General features: G+C 69.7%; 13 protein-coding genes. 8 read left to right on the top strand and 5 right to left on the bottom strand.

Going from position 1 to position 16,276, the window contains the following annotated elements; genetic code table 11:
• Positions 1-98: 98 nt before the first annotated feature.
• Both PX701_RS18525 and PX701_RS18520 read left to right on the top strand, forming a co-directional pair.
• A complete protein-coding gene (locus tag PX701_RS18525; RefSeq protein WP_275507146.1) occupies positions 99-563 on the top strand; it encodes an LpqB family beta-propeller domain-containing protein in 465 nt (154 codons plus the stop codon).
• Positions 560-2,209 (top strand): DUF5671 domain-containing protein, encoded by a 1,650-nt coding sequence (locus PX701_RS18520; RefSeq protein ID WP_275507145.1) that lies wholly within the window; start codon positions 560-562, stop codon positions 2,207-2,209. The genes PX701_RS18525 and PX701_RS18520 overlap by 4 nt, the downstream gene beginning before the upstream one ends.
• 5 nt (positions 2,210-2,214) lie before the next feature.
• Here the strand turns inward: PX701_RS18520 and PX701_RS18515 are convergent, their stop codons facing one another.
• Positions 2,215-2,574, bottom strand: coding sequence for a VOC family protein (locus PX701_RS18515; protein ID WP_275507144.1), 360 nt, complete (start codon positions 2,572-2,574; stop codon positions 2,215-2,217).
• Between the two features lie 188 nt (positions 2,575-2,762).
• On the opposite strand from PX701_RS18515, the gene PX701_RS18510 reads away from it, so the two are divergent.
• The gene (locus PX701_RS18510; protein ID WP_275507143.1) at positions 2,763-5,231 is read left to right on the top strand and encodes a glycoside hydrolase family 65 protein; all 2,469 of its coding nucleotides are present in this window, start codon (positions 2,763-2,765) and stop codon (positions 5,229-5,231) included.
• A 21-nt stretch (positions 5,232-5,252) separates the two neighbouring features.
• On the opposite strand, the gene PX701_RS18505 is transcribed toward PX701_RS18510, so the two are convergent.
• Positions 5,253-5,615: a hypothetical protein gene (locus PX701_RS18505; protein ID WP_275507142.1), complete on the bottom strand. Its 363-nt coding sequence runs from the start codon at positions 5,613-5,615 to the stop codon at positions 5,253-5,255.
• Positions 5,616-5,755: 140 nt separating this feature from the next.
• Here PX701_RS18505 and ppsA point away from each other — a divergent pair, with 140 nt between their 5' ends.
• Positions 5,756-8,143, top strand: a complete 2,388-nt coding sequence (ppsA, locus tag PX701_RS18500) for a phosphoenolpyruvate synthase (RefSeq protein ID WP_275507141.1) — start codon at positions 5,756-5,758, stop codon at positions 8,141-8,143.
• Between the two features lie 14 nt (positions 8,144-8,157).
• Here the strand turns inward: ppsA and PX701_RS18495 are convergent, their stop codons facing one another.
• Positions 8,158-9,834 (bottom strand): ABC1 kinase family protein, encoded by a 1,677-nt coding sequence (locus PX701_RS18495; RefSeq protein ID WP_275507140.1) that lies wholly within the window; start codon positions 9,832-9,834, stop codon positions 8,158-8,160.
• 101 nt (positions 9,835-9,935) lie between these two features.
• Between PX701_RS18495 and PX701_RS18490 the strand changes: the two genes are divergently transcribed.
• Positions 9,936-10,337 carry a TM2 domain-containing protein gene (locus tag PX701_RS18490; RefSeq protein WP_275507139.1) on the top strand — a complete coding sequence of 134 codons (402 nt, stop codon included), beginning with the start codon at positions 9,936-9,938 and terminating at the stop codon, positions 10,335-10,337.
• A 215-nt stretch (positions 10,338-10,552) separates the two neighbouring features.
• Here the strand turns inward: PX701_RS18490 and PX701_RS18485 are convergent, their stop codons facing one another.
• The gene (locus PX701_RS18485; RefSeq protein WP_275507138.1) at positions 10,553-11,116 is read right to left on the bottom strand and encodes a hypothetical protein; all 564 of its coding nucleotides are present in this window, start codon (positions 11,114-11,116) and stop codon (positions 10,553-10,555) included.
• 260 nt (positions 11,117-11,376) lie between these two features.
• Here PX701_RS18485 and PX701_RS18480 point away from each other — a divergent pair, with 260 nt between their 5' ends.
• Positions 11,377-13,956, top strand: a complete 2,580-nt coding sequence (locus PX701_RS18480; protein ID WP_275507137.1) for a cation-translocating P-type ATPase — start codon at positions 11,377-11,379, stop codon at positions 13,954-13,956.
• Between the two features lie 253 nt (positions 13,957-14,209).
• On the opposite strand, the gene PX701_RS18475 is transcribed toward PX701_RS18480, so the two are convergent.
• Positions 14,210-14,635 carry an Hsp20/alpha crystallin family protein gene (locus tag PX701_RS18475; RefSeq protein ID WP_275507136.1) on the bottom strand — a complete coding sequence of 142 codons (426 nt, stop codon included), beginning with the start codon at positions 14,633-14,635 and terminating at the stop codon, positions 14,210-14,212.
• Between the two features lie 308 nt (positions 14,636-14,943).
• Here PX701_RS18475 and PX701_RS18470 point away from each other — a divergent pair, with 308 nt between their 5' ends.
• Positions 14,944-15,690 (top strand): SDR family NAD(P)-dependent oxidoreductase, encoded by a 747-nt coding sequence (locus tag PX701_RS18470; protein WP_275507135.1) that lies wholly within the window; start codon positions 14,944-14,946, stop codon positions 15,688-15,690.
• 163 nt (positions 15,691-15,853) lie between these two features.
• Positions 15,854-16,246: a VOC family protein gene (locus tag PX701_RS18465; protein WP_275507134.1), complete on the top strand. Its 393-nt coding sequence runs from the start codon at positions 15,854-15,856 to the stop codon at positions 16,244-16,246.
• Positions 16,247-16,276: the final 30 nt, after the last annotated feature.

The raw sequence follows: 16,276 nt of genomic DNA, 5'->3' as shown, positions 1-16,276 counted from the left end.
GAGGCACCCGAGTATCATCCCGCGCGCCACCCACCCATTAGGAGACACGCCCTAGTGGTCCCATGCGCGGCACTGCTCGCCGCGCCATGATGCGTGACATGGACAGTCCCAGGGCACAGTTCGATCGCACGCTCCTCGTCATTCTTGGAGTCATCGTCGCCCTCGTGATCGTCGCACTCGCGTTCATCTTCTCGCGCGGCGAGCCCGCGACCCTCGATGAATCCACGCCGGAAAGCGTCGTCCAGCGCTACTCGGCCGCCGTCATCAGCGGCGACGAGGACGCCGCCGAGCGCTACCTCGTGCCCACGCTCGCCGACGACTGCGTCCGCATTCAGCCCGGATCGGTCAACAGCATGCGCGTCACGCTCGTCGACACCGTCGAACGAGACGACTCGGCTGACGTCCGGGTGCTGATCGTGACGACCCTCGGAAGCGGAATGCTCGGTCCGGACGAATACCAGGAGGAGGGTTCGTTCGACCTCGTGCGGGATGGCAGCGAATGGCGCATCGAGACGGTGCCGTGGCCCCTCGCGATCTGCGACCCGACGGCGGTGAATCGATGAACGACCGGGCGGTTCCCTCAGTTGCCGTGCCCGGCACCGCGCAGCGCACCGTGCGCCGCCTGATCGTCTTCACGCTGCTGGCGGTGCTGGTCACGATCACGGCGGTCGGCGTCGCAGGGTTGCTCGAGCGCGTGCTCGACGTCACGGCGCCGCTCGCCGGGACCGATGTCGCCGGGCTCGCGCTGTCGCTGGCGTTCACGCTCGTCGGCGGTCCGCTCGCGGCGGTGCTGTGGTGGTCGGTCTGGCGGCGGATGACCGACGAATCCGAGCGCAGTTCGCTTGCATGGGGCCTCTACCTCACGGCGATGTACACCGTCGCCCTGATCGTGGCCGCCTCGGCCCTGCTCGGTGCGGCCGGCGGGCTCGTCGTCGGTCGCTGGCTTCCGGCCGAGTTCGCGGCCGGCATCACGTGGGCGCTGGTCTGGGCCTGGAACCGGTGGATGCTGCGGCACAGGCGCAGGAGCCCGGCACGACTCGCCACGGTTCCGATCGTGATCGGTGGCGTGTACGGACTGGTCCTCGCCCTCGTCGGCGCCGTCGGTGCCATCGGCGCTGTCCTGGACGCGGCGATCCGCGGCGTGGGAGTCGTCACGCTCGCGGGGGCGCCATGGTGGCAGGTGCCGCTCGACGCATCTTGCTCGTTGATCGTGGGTGGGGCGATCTGGTACTTGCACTGGTTCCGAGACGGTGCACGGCACGTGGCGACGGTGTTCGCCGACGTCGTGCTGGTGGTCGTCGGAGTGACGTTCACCGCGGTCGTGATGATCGGAGGTGCCGGCGCAGTGGTGTTCGTCGCGATGCGTCTTCTCTTCGATCCGAGTGAGCCGGCTGACCTCGTCCTCGAGCCGCTCGGCACGGCGATCGCCGCGGCCGCCGTCGGCGCGTTGGCATGGGTGTATCACCGCCCCGTCGTGATGGCTCGCTCGGAACGGACGCGCGGCGCCCAGCGGCTCGTGATGTCGGCGATCGGGCTCGTCGCCACGGCAACCGGGATCGGAGTCATCCTGAACGCGGCGCTCGCCGCGCTCGTGAGCCCGATCGCCGCCTCGGCCACGCGGGTGCTCCTGCTCGGAGGGCTCAGCGCACTCGTCGTCGGCGGACCGACCTGGTGGGTCAGCTGGCGCCCGACGCGCAGCGCCGAACCGGACGAGGCGGCCGACCCCGGCCGTCGTGTCTACCTCGTCGTGGTCTTCGGCGTGAGCGCGATCGTGGCGATCGTCGCGTTGCTCGTGGTGGGATACCGCCTGTTCGAGTTCGCACTCGACCCCACCACCGTCGGAAGCCTCGTCGATCGCGTCCGTGCGCCGCTCGGCCTCCTCGTCGCGACGGCGCTCGTCTTCGGCTACCACTTCGCGGTCTGGCGCCGCGACCGTGACGCGATCGCGGCGAACGGGCCTGCACCCGGTCGCCGGATCGGTCGCATCATCCTGGTCGTGTCGGGGGACCGGTCAGCGCTCCAACAGCCCCTCGCGCGAGCGACCGGCGCGCGGATCACGGTCTGGCATCGTGCCGGGGCCGCTCCGGGGCCGGGGCCGGATGCCGCGGCGCTCGTCACGGCCCTCGACGGCGTGGCCGCGCGTCGCGTACTCGTGGTGACCGGCCACGGGGATCGCATCGACGTCGTGCCGTTGGCCGACGAGGCCTGACGGGCTCAGCCCGATGCGGCGGGCGCCTCCTTCATGAGGCCGATGGCGTTGCCCTCGGGGTCGGCGAACATCGCGAACGCGCCGACGCCGGGGATCGGCATCGGTGCCATGACGGTTCGACCGCCCAGCGCGGCGGCACGTTCGAGCGCGCCCTCGAGATCGTCGACCGCGACGTAGATGGTCACATAGGGCGGTACGCCGCCCTGCGTCTGCAGGATCCCGCCGCCGATACCGCCGGCCGTCGGAGAGACGAGGCCGTAGTCCGCATCGCCCGTGATCTCCCAATCGAACAGCTCGGCGTAGAACAGCCGCAGCACTGCAGCATCCCTCGCGCCGATCTCCCAATGCACGACTGGTCGAGCCATGATCCACCTCCGAGCGGTTGAGCGTGCGGCGCGATGCGGGTCTCCGGACCTCGCCCGCCACTGCCCAGCCTGCGACCGCGGGGTTGCCGTCGGCGGGCCGAAGGTCCCGTCTCGTCCGGCCCGGCGTCCTCCGTCTCCGGCGAGCCCGGTGTCTTCCGCCTCCGGGAGGCTCGGCGTAACGTGAGGGCATGGCCGAGCCTGGCCTCCTCGACGGGCATCTCTGCGGCATCCGACATCCCGGCGTTCCGGGCGATGCCGAGAGCTGGCTCGTCGCGTTCGACGACTACGTGCCCGAGGAAGAGGGCAAACGGGAGGCGCTCTGCACGCTTGCGAACGGCTACTGGGGCACGCGCGGAGCCGGCGAGGAGACGGTCGCCGATGGCACTCACTACCCGGGCACGTACTTCGCCGGGGTCTACGACGTGGTCGACCGGATCGCCGACGGCGCCCCGATGCCCGACGAGGAGATGGTCAACGCGCCCAACTGGCTGCCGGTTCGCCTTCGCCTCGACGGCGATGAATGGTTCGGGCTCGACGGAGGCGCCGGCATCGAGGTGGTCGGCTTCAGGCAGGAGCTCGACGTGCGACACGGCATCCTGACGCGGTGCGTCACGGTGCGCGATCCCCATGGCCGTGTGACGACGGTGCGCAGCGATCGCTTCGTCTCGCAGGCGACGCCCCGGCTCGCGGCGATGCGGGTGTCGATCCTTCCCGCCGACTGGTCGGGGCGGGTGACGGTGCGGACGGGCATCGACGGGAGCGTCGCGAACACGAACGTGCCGTACGGCGCACGGGGGATGCGCCAGCGGCTCCGCCCGATCCAGCAGCGCGAACTCCCCGCTGATGCGCTCCTGCTCGAGGCGGAGACGTCGCGGTCGAACGTTCGGATCGCGCTCGCCGCCCGAACGACGGTTCGGCTCGGCGAATCCTCGGTCCGGCCGGCCCGCCGGTTCGACGTGGACCGCCGTGGCGAGGTCGGTCACGAGTTCACCGTGGAGGCGGTGGCCGGGGTTCCACTCGTCATCGAGAAGGTGGTGGCCGTCTGCACGTCGCGCGATCGGGCGGTGCTCACGCCGGCCGAGGCCGCCGCGGAGGGCCTCGAACTCGCCGGCACGTTCGACGAGCTCCTCACCGCTCACACGCGGGCGTGGGAACGCATCTGGCTCGAGTTCGCGGTGGAGATGCGGCCGGCAGGGGAGGCAGCGCTCGCGCTCCACTTCAACGCCTTCCACGTGCTGCAGACGCTCAACGCGGTCGACGCCGACCTCGACGCAGGCGTTCCGGCGCGGGGGCTGCACGGCGAGGCGTACGGCGGCCACGTGTTCTGGGACGAGCTGTTCGTGTATCCGTTCATCACGCTCCGCCGCCCGAGGCTGACCGCAGCGCTGCTCGGGTACCGGCACCGCCGCCTCGGAGCTGCGCGCACGGCCGCGGCCCGCGCCGGCCGCAACGGCGCGATGTTCCCGTGGCAGAGCGGCATCGCGGGCGACGACGTCACGCCGACGCAGCTCTTCAACCCGTTGAGCGCGACCTGGATCCCCGACAACTCCGCGCTGCAGCGGCACGTGGGCCTCGCCGTCGCCTTCAGCGCCTGGCAGTACTACGAGTCGACCGGCGACCTGCAGTTCCTCCTGCACGAGGGGGCCGATCTCATCGTCGGGGTCGCACGATTCTTCGCGTCGCTTGCACGATACGACCCCGCTCGCGATCGGTACTCGATCGACCACGTGATGGGCCCCGACGAGTTCCACGACGGATACCTGGACCGCCCTGGGCAGGGCGTCCGCGACAACGTCTACACGAACGTGATGACGGCCTGGGTGCTTCAGCGGGCCGTCGCCGCGGTCGACCTGCTCGCGCGGCAACCGGGGCGGCTGGCATGGATGCGACTGGGCGTCGCACCCGGCGAGAAGGAGGAGTGGGTTCGGATCGCACGCCGGCTCACCGTGGTGTTCAACGACGACGGAACCCTCTCGCAGTTCGATGGCTACCAGGCCCTCGAACCCATCGACCTCGACGAGTACCGACGCACGAATTCGACGATCGGGCGCCTCGACCTCATCCTCAATGCGGCCCACGACACGACGAACCGCTACCAGGTGTCGAAGCAGCCCGACGCGCTCATGCTGCTGTACCTGTTCTCGGCGGAGGAGCTTCGGGAACTGCTGGCGGACATGGGGTACGAGTTGCCCGCCGATGCGGTGGTGCGGACCGTTGAGCGCTACTCCGCCACGTCGACGTACGGGTCGACGCTCTCGAACGTCGTGCATTCGTGGCTCGAGGCGCGGCGAGACCGCGCCCGGTCGTGGCGGTTCCTCGAGACGGCCCTCCGAAGCGATCTCGACGACATCCAGCACGGCACGACGCGCGAGGGCGTGCACATCGGCGCGATGGCCGGATCGGTCGACCTGGTCACGCGGTGCTACCTCGGGCTCGAGATGCGGGGAGATCGGCTGTGGTTCCACCCGAGGTTGCCCGGCGAGATCGCCTCCATCGCATTCCACCTCTCATACCGGGACCAGGCGCTCAGCATCACCGTCACGCAGGACGTACTGCGCATCGCCTCGGCGGAGGGCGAGGCGGCACCGATCCGGATCGTCGTGGAGGGCACCCGGTACGAACTCGCCACGGGCGAGGTGCGGACGTTCCCGCTCTGAGGGCCGTTCCTGCCGCGCGTCCTACGCGTCGCCCTCGAGATCGTCGAACCACACCGCGACCTCGTTGTCACGCAGCGCCTCCTGGAGCTGCTGGGCGGCCAGCCGAGCGAGTCGGCCCGCCGTGCGGAGCGCCACATCGGCGGCGAGCCACGCCGGGTTGTCGGGGATGCCCGTATCCGTCAATTCGGCACGGAGATCGACCAGGGCGGACTGCTCGTGGGCGAAGGCCAGCCGCTCGTAGGCCTCGGCGAGCGCGAGCTGCGTGGACGAGAGCGTGTCGAGCAGCTTCGATGCCGCGCTCGTGGCGGGCAGCCGGTCGAGGGCGCTCAGGAGTCCGTCGGCCTGCCGCTGGAGCTCGTCTTCCGGTTGTTGCGTCGGGTTCATGGGTCGCGTCCTCTCCATCCCGGCCGCCGGACCCGTCCTGGTCATCCGCCGCCGATGGCCGCGAGCCTATTGCTGCGGAAGCGCCCGGGCAGGGCCGAAGGTCCCGGGCGTGGAGGAGTGCGCTCACTAGCGTGGGCGGCATGGACGACAGCCAGGTGGTCTGGTTCGGCGAGGTCGGCGTCACGGATGTCGCACGCGTCGGCGGGAAGAACGCTTCGCTCGGCGAGCTGCTGCGGGAGCTCTCGGCCGAAGGCGTGCGCGTGCCCGACGGCTTCGCGACGACAGCGGATGCGTATCGATCATTCGTCGCGCACAACGGGCTCGATGGGGTGATCAGCGCTGCGCTCGTCGGGTATCGCAACGGCGAGGTGGCGTTGGCGACCGCCGGTGAGACGATTCGGGATGCGATGCTGTCGAGTCCGTTCCCGGCGAGTCTCGCCGAGGAGATCCGTCGGGCCTATCGCGAACTCGCAGTCGGCGCGGGCGATGATCGACTCCGCGTCGCGGTGCGAAGCAGCGCGACCGCGGAGGATCTGCCCGACGCGAGCTTCGCGGGGCAGCAGGAGACGTTCCTCAACGTCGTCGGTGAGCGCGAGCTCATGGATGCATGCCGCCGATGCTACGCCTCGCTCTTCACCGATCGGGCGATCGCCTACCGGCAGCTCAAGGGCTTCGACGATCTCGATGTCGCCCTCTCGATCGGCGTCCAACGCATGGTTCGCAGCGACGTCGGCGCCTCGGGCGTGATGTTCTCGATCGACACGGAGAGCGGATTCCCGCGCGTCGCGGTCATCAGCGCCGCGTGGGGACTGGGCGAGCTCGTGGTGCAGGGGAGCGTGGACCCCGACAAGTACGTCGTGTTCAAGCCGCTGCTCGCCGATTCGCGACTCACGCCGATCATCGAGAAGTCCGTCGGGGCGAAGCTGCACAAGATGGTGTACGGCCGAGGTGCCCGGGCTCGCACCCGCACGGTCGCGACGCAGGTAGCCGAGCGTCGGGCGGTCGTCCTGTCCGACAAGGAGATCATCGAGCTCGCACGCTGGGCGACCGTGGTCGAGCGGCACTACGGGCGTCCGATGGACCTCGAGTGGGCGAAGGACGGAGTGACGAGGGAGCTGTTCCTGGTCCAGGCCCGGCCGGAGACGGTCCAGGCCACGAAGTCCGTCACGGCGTTCGTCGTGAACCGCCTCACCGGCGAGGGGCCGATGCTCGCGACCGGCGCCGCGATCGGCGATGGGATCGCGACGGGGGCGGTGTGCCTGATCCGCGACCCGAGCGAGATCGGCGATTTCCGCGACGGTGCGATCCTCGTGACCGAGATGACCGATCCCGACTGGGTGCCGATCATGTCGCGGGCTGCGGGGATCGTCACCGACCACGGCGGTACGACCAGTCATGCGGCGATCGTGAGTCGCGAACTCGGGATCCCGGCCGTGGTCGGTACCGGTACCGGTACGTCCGTGCTGGTCGACGGCACGCCGGTGACACTCAGCTGCGCCGCGGGCGAAGAGGGGCACGTGTACGGCGGCACCCTGCCCTTCGAGCGGGACGAGATCGACGTGAGCACGATCCCCGCGACGCGGACGCAGCTCATGGTGAACGTCGCGAGCCCGGCCACGGCGTTCCGATGGTGGCGCCTTCCGGCCGCGGGCGTCGGACTCGCCCGGATGGAGTTCATCATCGGCAACTCGATTCAGGTGCATCCGATGGCGCTCATCCATCCGGAGCGCGTCACCGACGAGGGGGAGCGCCGGCGCATCGCCGAGCTCACCCGGGACTGGCGCGATCCGGCCGAGTTCTTCGTCGACACGCTCGCACGTGGTGTCGCGAAGCTCGCGGCGCCGTTCCACCCGGCCCCGGTCATCGTGCGCATGAGCGACTTCAAGACGAACGAGTACGCCCACCTCATCGGCGGTCGGGACTTCGAACAACCCGAAGAGAACCCCATGATCGGGTTCCGCGGTGCTTCGCGCTACTACGACCCGCGCTACCGGCCGGCGTTCGGACTCGAGTGCCGGGCGGTCATGCGAGCACGCGGCGAGCTCGGGTTCCGCAACATCGTCGTCATGATTCCGTTCTGCCGTACCGTGACCGAAGCCGATGAGGTCCTGGCGGTCATGGCGGAGCACGGTCTCCGACGGGGCGAGGACGGGCTCCAGGTCTTCATGATGTGCGAGGTGCCGTCGAACGTGGTGCTGGCCGATCGGTTCGCAACGAGATTCGACGGCTTCTCGATCGGGTCGAACGATCTCACGCAGCTGACGCTCGGCGTCGATCGCGACTCCGCCGAACTCGCCGGCCTCTTCGACGAGCGGGACCCTGCCGTGGAGCGTATGGTCGAGATGGCGATCCGCGGAGCCCACGACGGGGGGATCAAGGTCGGTATCTGCGGGCAGGCGCCGAGCGACCATCCCGAGTTCGCCGAGTTCCTGGTGCGGGAAGGGATCGACTCGATCTCGCTCAACCCGGACAGCTTCATGCGCACCGCGGTGCGCATCGCGGAGGCCGAGGCGACGCTCGAGCGGTAGCGCGTCAGCGGACCTCAGCGGAACCGACGGCGACGGGCCGTCCAGGCCAGATATGCGGCGATCGATCCGATCGTCGTGAGGCCGGCGCCGAGCATCCCCCCTTCCCACGAGCGCCACCGGCGTTCGCCGGCGACGAGTCCTCCGACCCCGGTGATCAACGCGGCGCCGATCATGCCCGCCACCAGTCGATTGCCGATCCGCTCGGTTCGCTGCACGAGCGGCTCGAGCTCGGCTGCTCGCAGGTGGACCTGGAAGCCGGTCGTGTCGGCGGCGTCGACGAGGCGACGCACGATGCCCGGAAGATCCAGCGCGAGCTCTCCCACGTCGACCGACGAGCGTGCGATGCGCTTCGCGAGTGCCGACATGCGCAGCCGCTCCCACGAGAGCCGCTCCGCGTACGGCGTGAGTGCCTCACCGAGACGGAATTCGGGATCGAGTCGGATGGCGAGCGCTTCGATGAGCAGCAGCGCCTTGAACAACAGGATCAGCTCCCTCGGGAGCCGGACCCTGTTGCCGCGGAGGATCGTGAACAGCTCCGCGAGCATCTTCGCGAAGGGCGTCTGCCTGACGGAGCGAAGGCGGTAGCGACCGAGGAACGGACGCAGGTCGTCGCGGAGCGTCATCCGATCGATCGAGGCACTGGTGGTCGCGACGTCGATCAGCGCGGAGGCCAGCATCTCGGCGTCACCGCGGACCATCGCGATGAAGAGCCGGGCGAGGTGTCCGCGCAGTTCGCCGCCGATGACGCCGACCATGCCGAAATCGATGAGGGCGAGCGTGCTGTCATCGTGGATGAAGAGGTTCCCGGGGTGCAGGTCGGCGTGGAAGAAGCGGTCCTCGAAGATCATCTTGAGGACGATCTGCGCCCCGCGCCGCGCGACGAGTCCGCGATCGACCCCGGCTTCGTCGAGGGCGACGGCATCCGCGACGTTCATGCCGGTCATCCGTTCGAGCGTGAGCACGCGCGAGGTGGTGAACTCCCAGTACACGCGCGGGATGACGACGCTCGCGTCGGCCTCGAAGTTCTGCCAGAAGCGCTCGGCGTTCCGTCCCTCCTGGAGGTAGTCGAGTTCTGCGCGAATCGTCGTCGCGAACTCGTCGACGACGGCGACGGCATCGATGTCCCGGGCGAATCCCCACGCCCGCGTCGCGCGTACGGCGAGGTTCTGCAGAATCTCGAGGTCGACCTGCACCTGCTGCACGGCCCCCGGCTTGCGGACCTTCACCACGACCGGGGTACCGTCCCTGAGGGTCGCCGCGTGCGCCTGGCCGATCGACGCGGATGCGAGCGGCCGATCCTCGAACGAGGCGAACATCGACTCGGGCTCGGCCCCCAGCTCACCGCGGATCACCGCGCGGATCCGTTCGGGCGGCACGGGTGGGGCGGCATCCTGGAGCTTTGCGAGTTCCGCGATGAAGGCGGGCGGGAGCAGGTCCGACCGGGTGGACAGCAGCTGCCCGAGCTTGATGAAGGTCGGACCGAGTTCCTCGAGGGCGGCGCGCAGGTGGCCGGGCGCCTCGGCAGCGATGCCGGCGGTGGCGAACGTTCCGGGGCTCCGTCGGCGGGGGATCACCCGGTCGAGCCCGAGCATGCCGGAGACGAAGCCGAGTCCGTGTCGGCGGAATGCGGCGCCGATCTGGCGGTAGCGCGCGGCGTGGATGCGTCCGGTCGCGAACTCGTCCCCGCTCATGGAACCGAACATACGCGCAGGCGAGGTCGCGCCACGGGACCTTGGACCCCGTCGCCTCGTCGGGCTCGGCCGAAGACTGGGGACGATGAAAGGTGGTCACCATGTCCATCACTGGGAATCCTGCCGGAGCCGGTGCGCCGTCGAACGCCCCGATCGCGGTCTCCGACCGGTCATTCGTCGCAACCTGGATGTTCGCCTGGTTGCTGGGCTTCCTCGGTGTCGACCGGTTCTATCTCGGCAAGGTCGGTACCGGCATCCTGAAGCTCCTGACGCTCGGAGGCTTCGGGATCTGGTGGCTGATCGACCTGATCCTGACGCTCGCCGGAGTCCAGCGCGACAAGGAAGGCCGCCTGCTCCCCGACTTCGAACAGCACAAGATGATCGCCTGGATCATCACCGCGGCCGGATTCGGCCTCTGGCTGCTGAGCACGGCGATCTCACGCGTCTTCGTGTACCTGCCCGAACAGTTTGGGCCGATGATGCCCTGGTGGCCGGGGCAGTAGGCGCGCGCTCGGGTCGCTCGAGCTGCTCCTCGAAGTTCCGCTCGCGACCGGTAGCCACCCGCCGGAAGGTGATCGCGCGCCGCCTCCGGGGGGCGAACCGGCTCGGACCTCGCCGGAGCCTCCGCTCCGGCACGATGCGATCGCTCGCCGTCCAGACGCCGAGCGCGGGACTCATCGTCAGCGTGCCGATCGGCGAGTGCATCGACGACCCGCTCCTACGCTACCGGGTGCCCGAAGAGCGAGCGGGCGGTCGTTGCCGTGAGCACTGCGACGGTGCCCGCCATGAGCAACCCGGCGGCGACGTACACGGCGACGAGGACTCCGGTCGGGGTCGACTCGTCGATGAGCGGCGACGGGGCGATCGTCCACAACACGCCGGCGGCCCAGGCGCCGGCATTCACGGGGATCCAGCGGCCGGCGCGCTTCCGACGCCGGATGACCGCCCACTGGAGCGTCGGAATCGAGGCGAGCAGCATCAGCGCCGCCACCGCAGCTGTCGCGAAACCGATCGGCGTCACGAACTGCAGGGGCAGCACGGTCGGCAGCATCCCGATCGACCACGCGAGAGCCGCACCCGTCGCCGTCGCGACGAGCCACTTCGCTGCGTCAGGGCGGCCGCCTCCCATCCCGATGAGCTGGGCGCCGCCGAGCACCGTCCCCTCGACGGCTCCCGCGAACACCACCAGGAGGTAGCGCCACGGATCCGAGACCCCGAGGGTCGACGCCCCGATCGCAACGCCGGCCGCGATCGCGAAGCCCGCGGTCTCACCGATCGTCACCGCGACGATCCATCGCGCGAGCAGACCGGACTCGACGGCGCGAGCCGGGGCGGCGGCCCCGTGGGAACTGAACGACCCGGACATCATCTCCGCGAGCATCCGATGAACGGGATGCCGCGGATCACCTGATTCGTGTTCACGAGCCCCAGCGTGGAGTCTCAAGCCGTCTCGCACGGGGACGAAGGTCCCGCGGACCACGGGACCATCGGCCCGTCGGCTCGATGCCGGCGGGCCTACCCTGTGCAGATGCGGGAGATCTCATGACCGCGCTCGCGACCCCGGGACTGACCTCCACCGAGGCTGCGACACGGCTCGCCCGGGATGGGGCGAACGTGCTGCCGAAGGCGAAGCGCCCCTCCGCAGGCCGCCGCCTCCTCACGGAGCTCTTCCGGTTCTTCGCGATCATGCTGTGGGTCGCGGCCGTCCTCGCCGTGCTGGCACGGCTCCCGGAGCTCGCGGTGGCGATCGTGGGAGTGATCGTCTTGAACGGGATCTTCGCCGCCGTGCAGCAGGCGAGGGCCGACCGGGCGGCCGACCGGCTGCAGGACATGCTGCCCGCGAGCGTGAGGGTCCGGCGTGACGGTCGCCGTCAGGAGGTCGAGGCCGCGGAAGTGGTCCTCGACGACCTGATCCTGCTGGAGGGCGGCGATCGTGTGCCTGCCGATGCCGTGGTCCTCGAGGAAGACCGGTTGCTCGTGGACTCCTCGATCCTCAGCGGAGAGAGCGAAGCCGGCAGCGTGCACGCCGGGGACCCGCTGTTCGCGGGCACCCTGGTCGTGGAGGGTGAGGCCGCAGCACGCGTGACCGCGGTCGGCCGGCAGTCTCGCCTCGCGGGCATCGCCCGGTTGACGACCTCGACGGCGAAGCCGGACACCCCGCTGACACGCGGCCTGCGCAGCGTCGTGCGGCTGACCGCGGCGATCGCGGTCGGGGTCGGCATCCTGTTCCTGCTCGTCTCCCTGTTGATCGGCAGCCCGATCCAAGACGGCTTCATCTTCGCGATCGGGGTGACCGTCGCGTTGGTTCCGGAGGCGCTCCTGCCGACCGTCACCCTCTCGCTCGCCTGGGGGTCGGAGCAGATGGCCAGGCGGAACGTGCTCGTCCGCAACCTGGAGTCGGTCGAGACGCTCGGCTCGACGACGGTCATCTGCACGGACAAGACCGGCACCCTCACGCGGAACGAGATGAGCGTCGTGCGAGCGTGGACTCCCGTGGGCTCGCTCGCGATCGTCGGGACCGGGTACGAGCCGACCGCCGACCTCACCTGGGGGAAGCAGTGCAGCGAAGACGCCGTGCGGCGGCTCGCGCTCGCCGCCGTGCGGTGCTCGACGGGCTATGTCGCAACGGGCGGCGGCCGGTGGATCGCGCACGGCGACCCGATGGAAGCCGCGCTCGACGCATTCGCCCGGCGCCTCGGCATCGACACGGAGCGCGACCGTGCCGTCGACACGGCCCGACAACGCTTCGCATTCGATCCGCGGCTCCGACGGATGGCCGTCGTCAGGGCCGACGAGGTGGTGGTGAAGGGGGCGCCCGACACCGTGTTGCCGCTCTGCGGCGAGGATCCGGAAGCCGACGCCGTCGTCGACGGCCTGACGGCGCGCGGTCTCCGAGTGCTGGCGATCGCCGCAGGGGATCGACCCGGGGTGCCGCCGCGACGGCAGGAGGACTGCGAACAGGATCTCCGACTGCTCGGGCTCGTCGCCCTGGAGGATCCGCCGCGCGCCGAGGTGCCGGAGGCACTGCGCGCGTGTCGGCGTGCCGGTGTGAAGGTCGTGATGGTCACCGGCGACCACCCTGCGACCGCCAAGTCGATCGCCGACGAGGTGGGGCTTCGACCGGCGGACGGTCCCGTGCTCTTCGGCTCCGACCTGCCGGCGGACGAGCAGCACCTCGCCGCCGTGCTCGACCGCGACGGCGTCGTCGTCGCTCGCGTATCCCCTGAGGAGAAGCTGCGGATCGCACGGGCGCTGCGCACGCGTGGACATGTGGTCGCCATGACCGGCGACGGCGTGAACGACGCGCCAGCCCTGCACGAGGCCGACATCGGGATCGCGATGGGGCGATCGGGAACGGACGTGGCCCGCGAGGCGGCGGACCTCGTGCTCCTCGACGACTCGTTCGCGAGCATCGTCGCCGGCATCGAGCAGGGGCGGGCGACCTATGTCAACGTCCGCCGATTCCTCACCTACCACCTCACCGACAACGTGGCCGAGCTGGCGCCGCTCGTCGTCTGGGCGTTGTCCGGGGGTCAATTCCCGCTCGCACTCGGGGTCCTGCAGATCCTCGCACTCGACCTCGGTACCGACACGTTCTCGGCGGTCGCGCTCGGTGCCGAACCACCCGCCAAACACCTGCTCTCCGGGCCGCCGGTCAGCGGTCGTCTCATGAACGGAACGGTGCTGCGCCGCGCCTTCGGCATCCTCGGGCCGCTCGAGGCGCTCCTCAGCATGACCGCGTTCGTCACCAGCCTCATGGTGTTCGGATGGCGCCCGGGCGCGGCATTCCCATCCGGCGATGACCTCGCTGCGGCATCCGGGGCGGCCTTCATGACGGTTGTGTTCGCTCAGGCGGCGAACGCGTTCGCCTGCAGGTCGTCCACCCGCTGGCCGGGGTCCCTCGGGTGGGGCAGCAACCGGCTGCTGCTCTGGGCCGTGGCGGTGGGCCTCGCGTTCTCGATGCTGAGCCTCTGGATACCGGCCCTCGCAGGCCTCCTCGGGCAGGCGCCGCCGCCGCTGTCCGGCTGGCTGATGGCGCTGGCCGCGATCCCGATCCTGCTGGCCGTGGATGCGCTCGACAAGTCGGTGCGGCGGCGTCGTCCGGCGTGGCACCGCCGATGAGATTCGCAGTTGACGGCGGGGGAGGCACGCGCGAGACAGGCGACATCCCTGATCGTGGCGACCGTTCCGGAGGACTGCACGCATGACCGAAGACGATCGACCTCCGCGCGAGATGCCGTCCTCCGAGTGCTGGGAATCAATCGAGTCGGCGCCGTACGGCCGGATCGGCCCCAAGCCCGGTCGGTTCGGCTTCGCGGGCCTGCGGCGTCGACCACGCCTCGTGGACCGGTGCGCCGCGGGGTACGTGTGACGTTCACTTCTCGGATTCGATGGCGATCTTCCGTTCGGAGCTCGAGTCGGTCAAGGGGATCGTGACCTTCAGCACCCCCTTGTCGAATTTCGCGGTGATCTTGCTGTCGTCGACCCGGTCGGGCAGTGCGATGCTTCGGTAGAAGCTGCTGCTCGTCTCCCTGACGACGTATTTCTTCTTCTTGTCCTCCTCGGTCTCGCGGCGCTCCGCTTGGACGACGAGCGTTCCGCGGTCGACCGTCACGGAGATGTCCTTCTCATCGAAGTTCGGCAGGTGCGCCTCGAGGATCAGCGCCTTGTCGTCCTCGGTGTAGACATCCGTCGATGGGGTCTTGCCGCGAAGCGTTCGGGTCAGGCCGTCTTCGAAAAGGCTTCGGCTGAGCGCGTCGAGTTCCGCGAAGGGGTTGACGCGCGCGAGATCGCGGTTCATGATCATCTCTCCATTCAGTACGGCGCAGCATGATGCGGTTGTCGACTCGGTGAAGTTCCGGGACGCCGATGCCGACTTCTTTCTCGCGCACCACGGTGCTCACACCGTCAACATCCGCCTCGAGCGCGCGCGCCGCCAGTGCCATTGGTCCCTCGACCCGGCGAGGTGTGACTTTCGTCCCGGTCGCCTCGGCGGCGGGCGGTCACAGTGAAGCCATGGGAGCAGGAACGCCTCCCCGCTCCTCGAACCGGCCGGCGGCGCACCCGAATGGATCACCCACCGGAACGTACTCCTCGAAAGGTGTCGACATGTCTGAAACCCGCTTCGAGTCCCGCACCGTCATCGTGACCGGCGCCGGGTCGGGCATCGGTCGTGCGACCGCTGTCCGACTCGCCGCCGAGGGCGCCCGGGTGGTCGCCGTGGACCTCGTACGAGACCGGCTGCGGCAGGTCGAGGCCGAACTCGGCGACCGTGTCGTCGCGGTCGACGGCGATCTCGTCGATCAGCTCACCATCGACCGCGTGATCGCCGCCGCCGAGGGGCAGGTCGACGGGCTTGCGAACATCGCTGGGATCATGGACGGCTTCGAACCCACCGCCGAGATTCACGACGACACGTGGGACCGCGTGCTCTCGGTGAACCTCACCGCGATGATGAGACTCACTCGTGCGGTGCTCCCGATCATGCTCGCTCGAGGGAAGGGCGCCATCGTCAACGTCGGATCCGAGGCGGGACTCCGCGGCTCTGCCGCAGGTACCCCGTACACGGTCTCCAAGCACGCGGTCAACGGATTCACCACGAGCACCGCGTTCTTTTACACCCCGAAAGGCGTCCGGTGCAACGCGGTCGCCCCGGGTCCGGTGGCGACGAACATCGAAGCGCCGTTCCGTTCGGAGTGGGCGCAGCAACGGCTCGGTCCCATCATGCAGGTCGCGTTGCCGCCCGTGGCGCAACCGGAGGCGCTCGCCGCGGCCATCACCTGGCTGCTCAGCGACGACGCGTCCGACGTGTCGGGTGCGGTCCTGCCCGTCGACGGCGGCTGGGCTGCGATCTGATCGCCCAGGAGAGCCTCCACCGCGCGGAGCCAGCACCTGGCGGGGCACGCACGGTGCGGGCATGCACAGCGCGGCGCCCCTTTGCGGCGCATGCGCGCCGAAGGTAGATTTGCCGCGCTCGAGCACCCCGTTGCGAAGTGCTTCGGGCGAGGGGGTGGTGTGCGTGCCCATCGAACACATCGGCCTGGCCGTGCCCGACGTCGCGTCGGCCAAGCGCTACTACGACGAGCTCATGCCGATGGTCGGCTTCCAGTCGTGCTTCGGCAACGGCTACTGTCCGGTCGACTGGAACGGCGCGCAGCTGTTCCTCTACGAGGCCGGGGAGAGCGGGACGTACTCCCGATATCGCACCGGCCTCCAGCACCTCGCGTTCCTCGTCGCCGCCCGTGCCGAGGTCGATGCGGTCCACGACTGGGTGCGGGAGCGCGGTGACACGGTGCTGCATGCGCCGCGAGTGTTCCCGCAGTTCTGCCCCGACCACTACGCGACGTACTTCCTCGAGCCGCACGGCTTCAAGCTCGAGGTGGTCTGCCTGACACCGCTCGACGAATCCTGACCGGGGTGTCGGGTGAGCGTCGGTCGTGCT

It is taken from the genome of Agromyces chromiiresistens, from assembly GCF_029167465.1.
Classification (GTDB): domain Bacteria; phylum Actinomycetota; class Actinomycetes; order Actinomycetales; family Microbacteriaceae; genus Agromyces; species Agromyces chromiiresistens.
The sequence above is the reverse complement of the archived record's forward strand: the minus strand, read 5'-3'. Positions and strand labels throughout refer to the sequence as shown.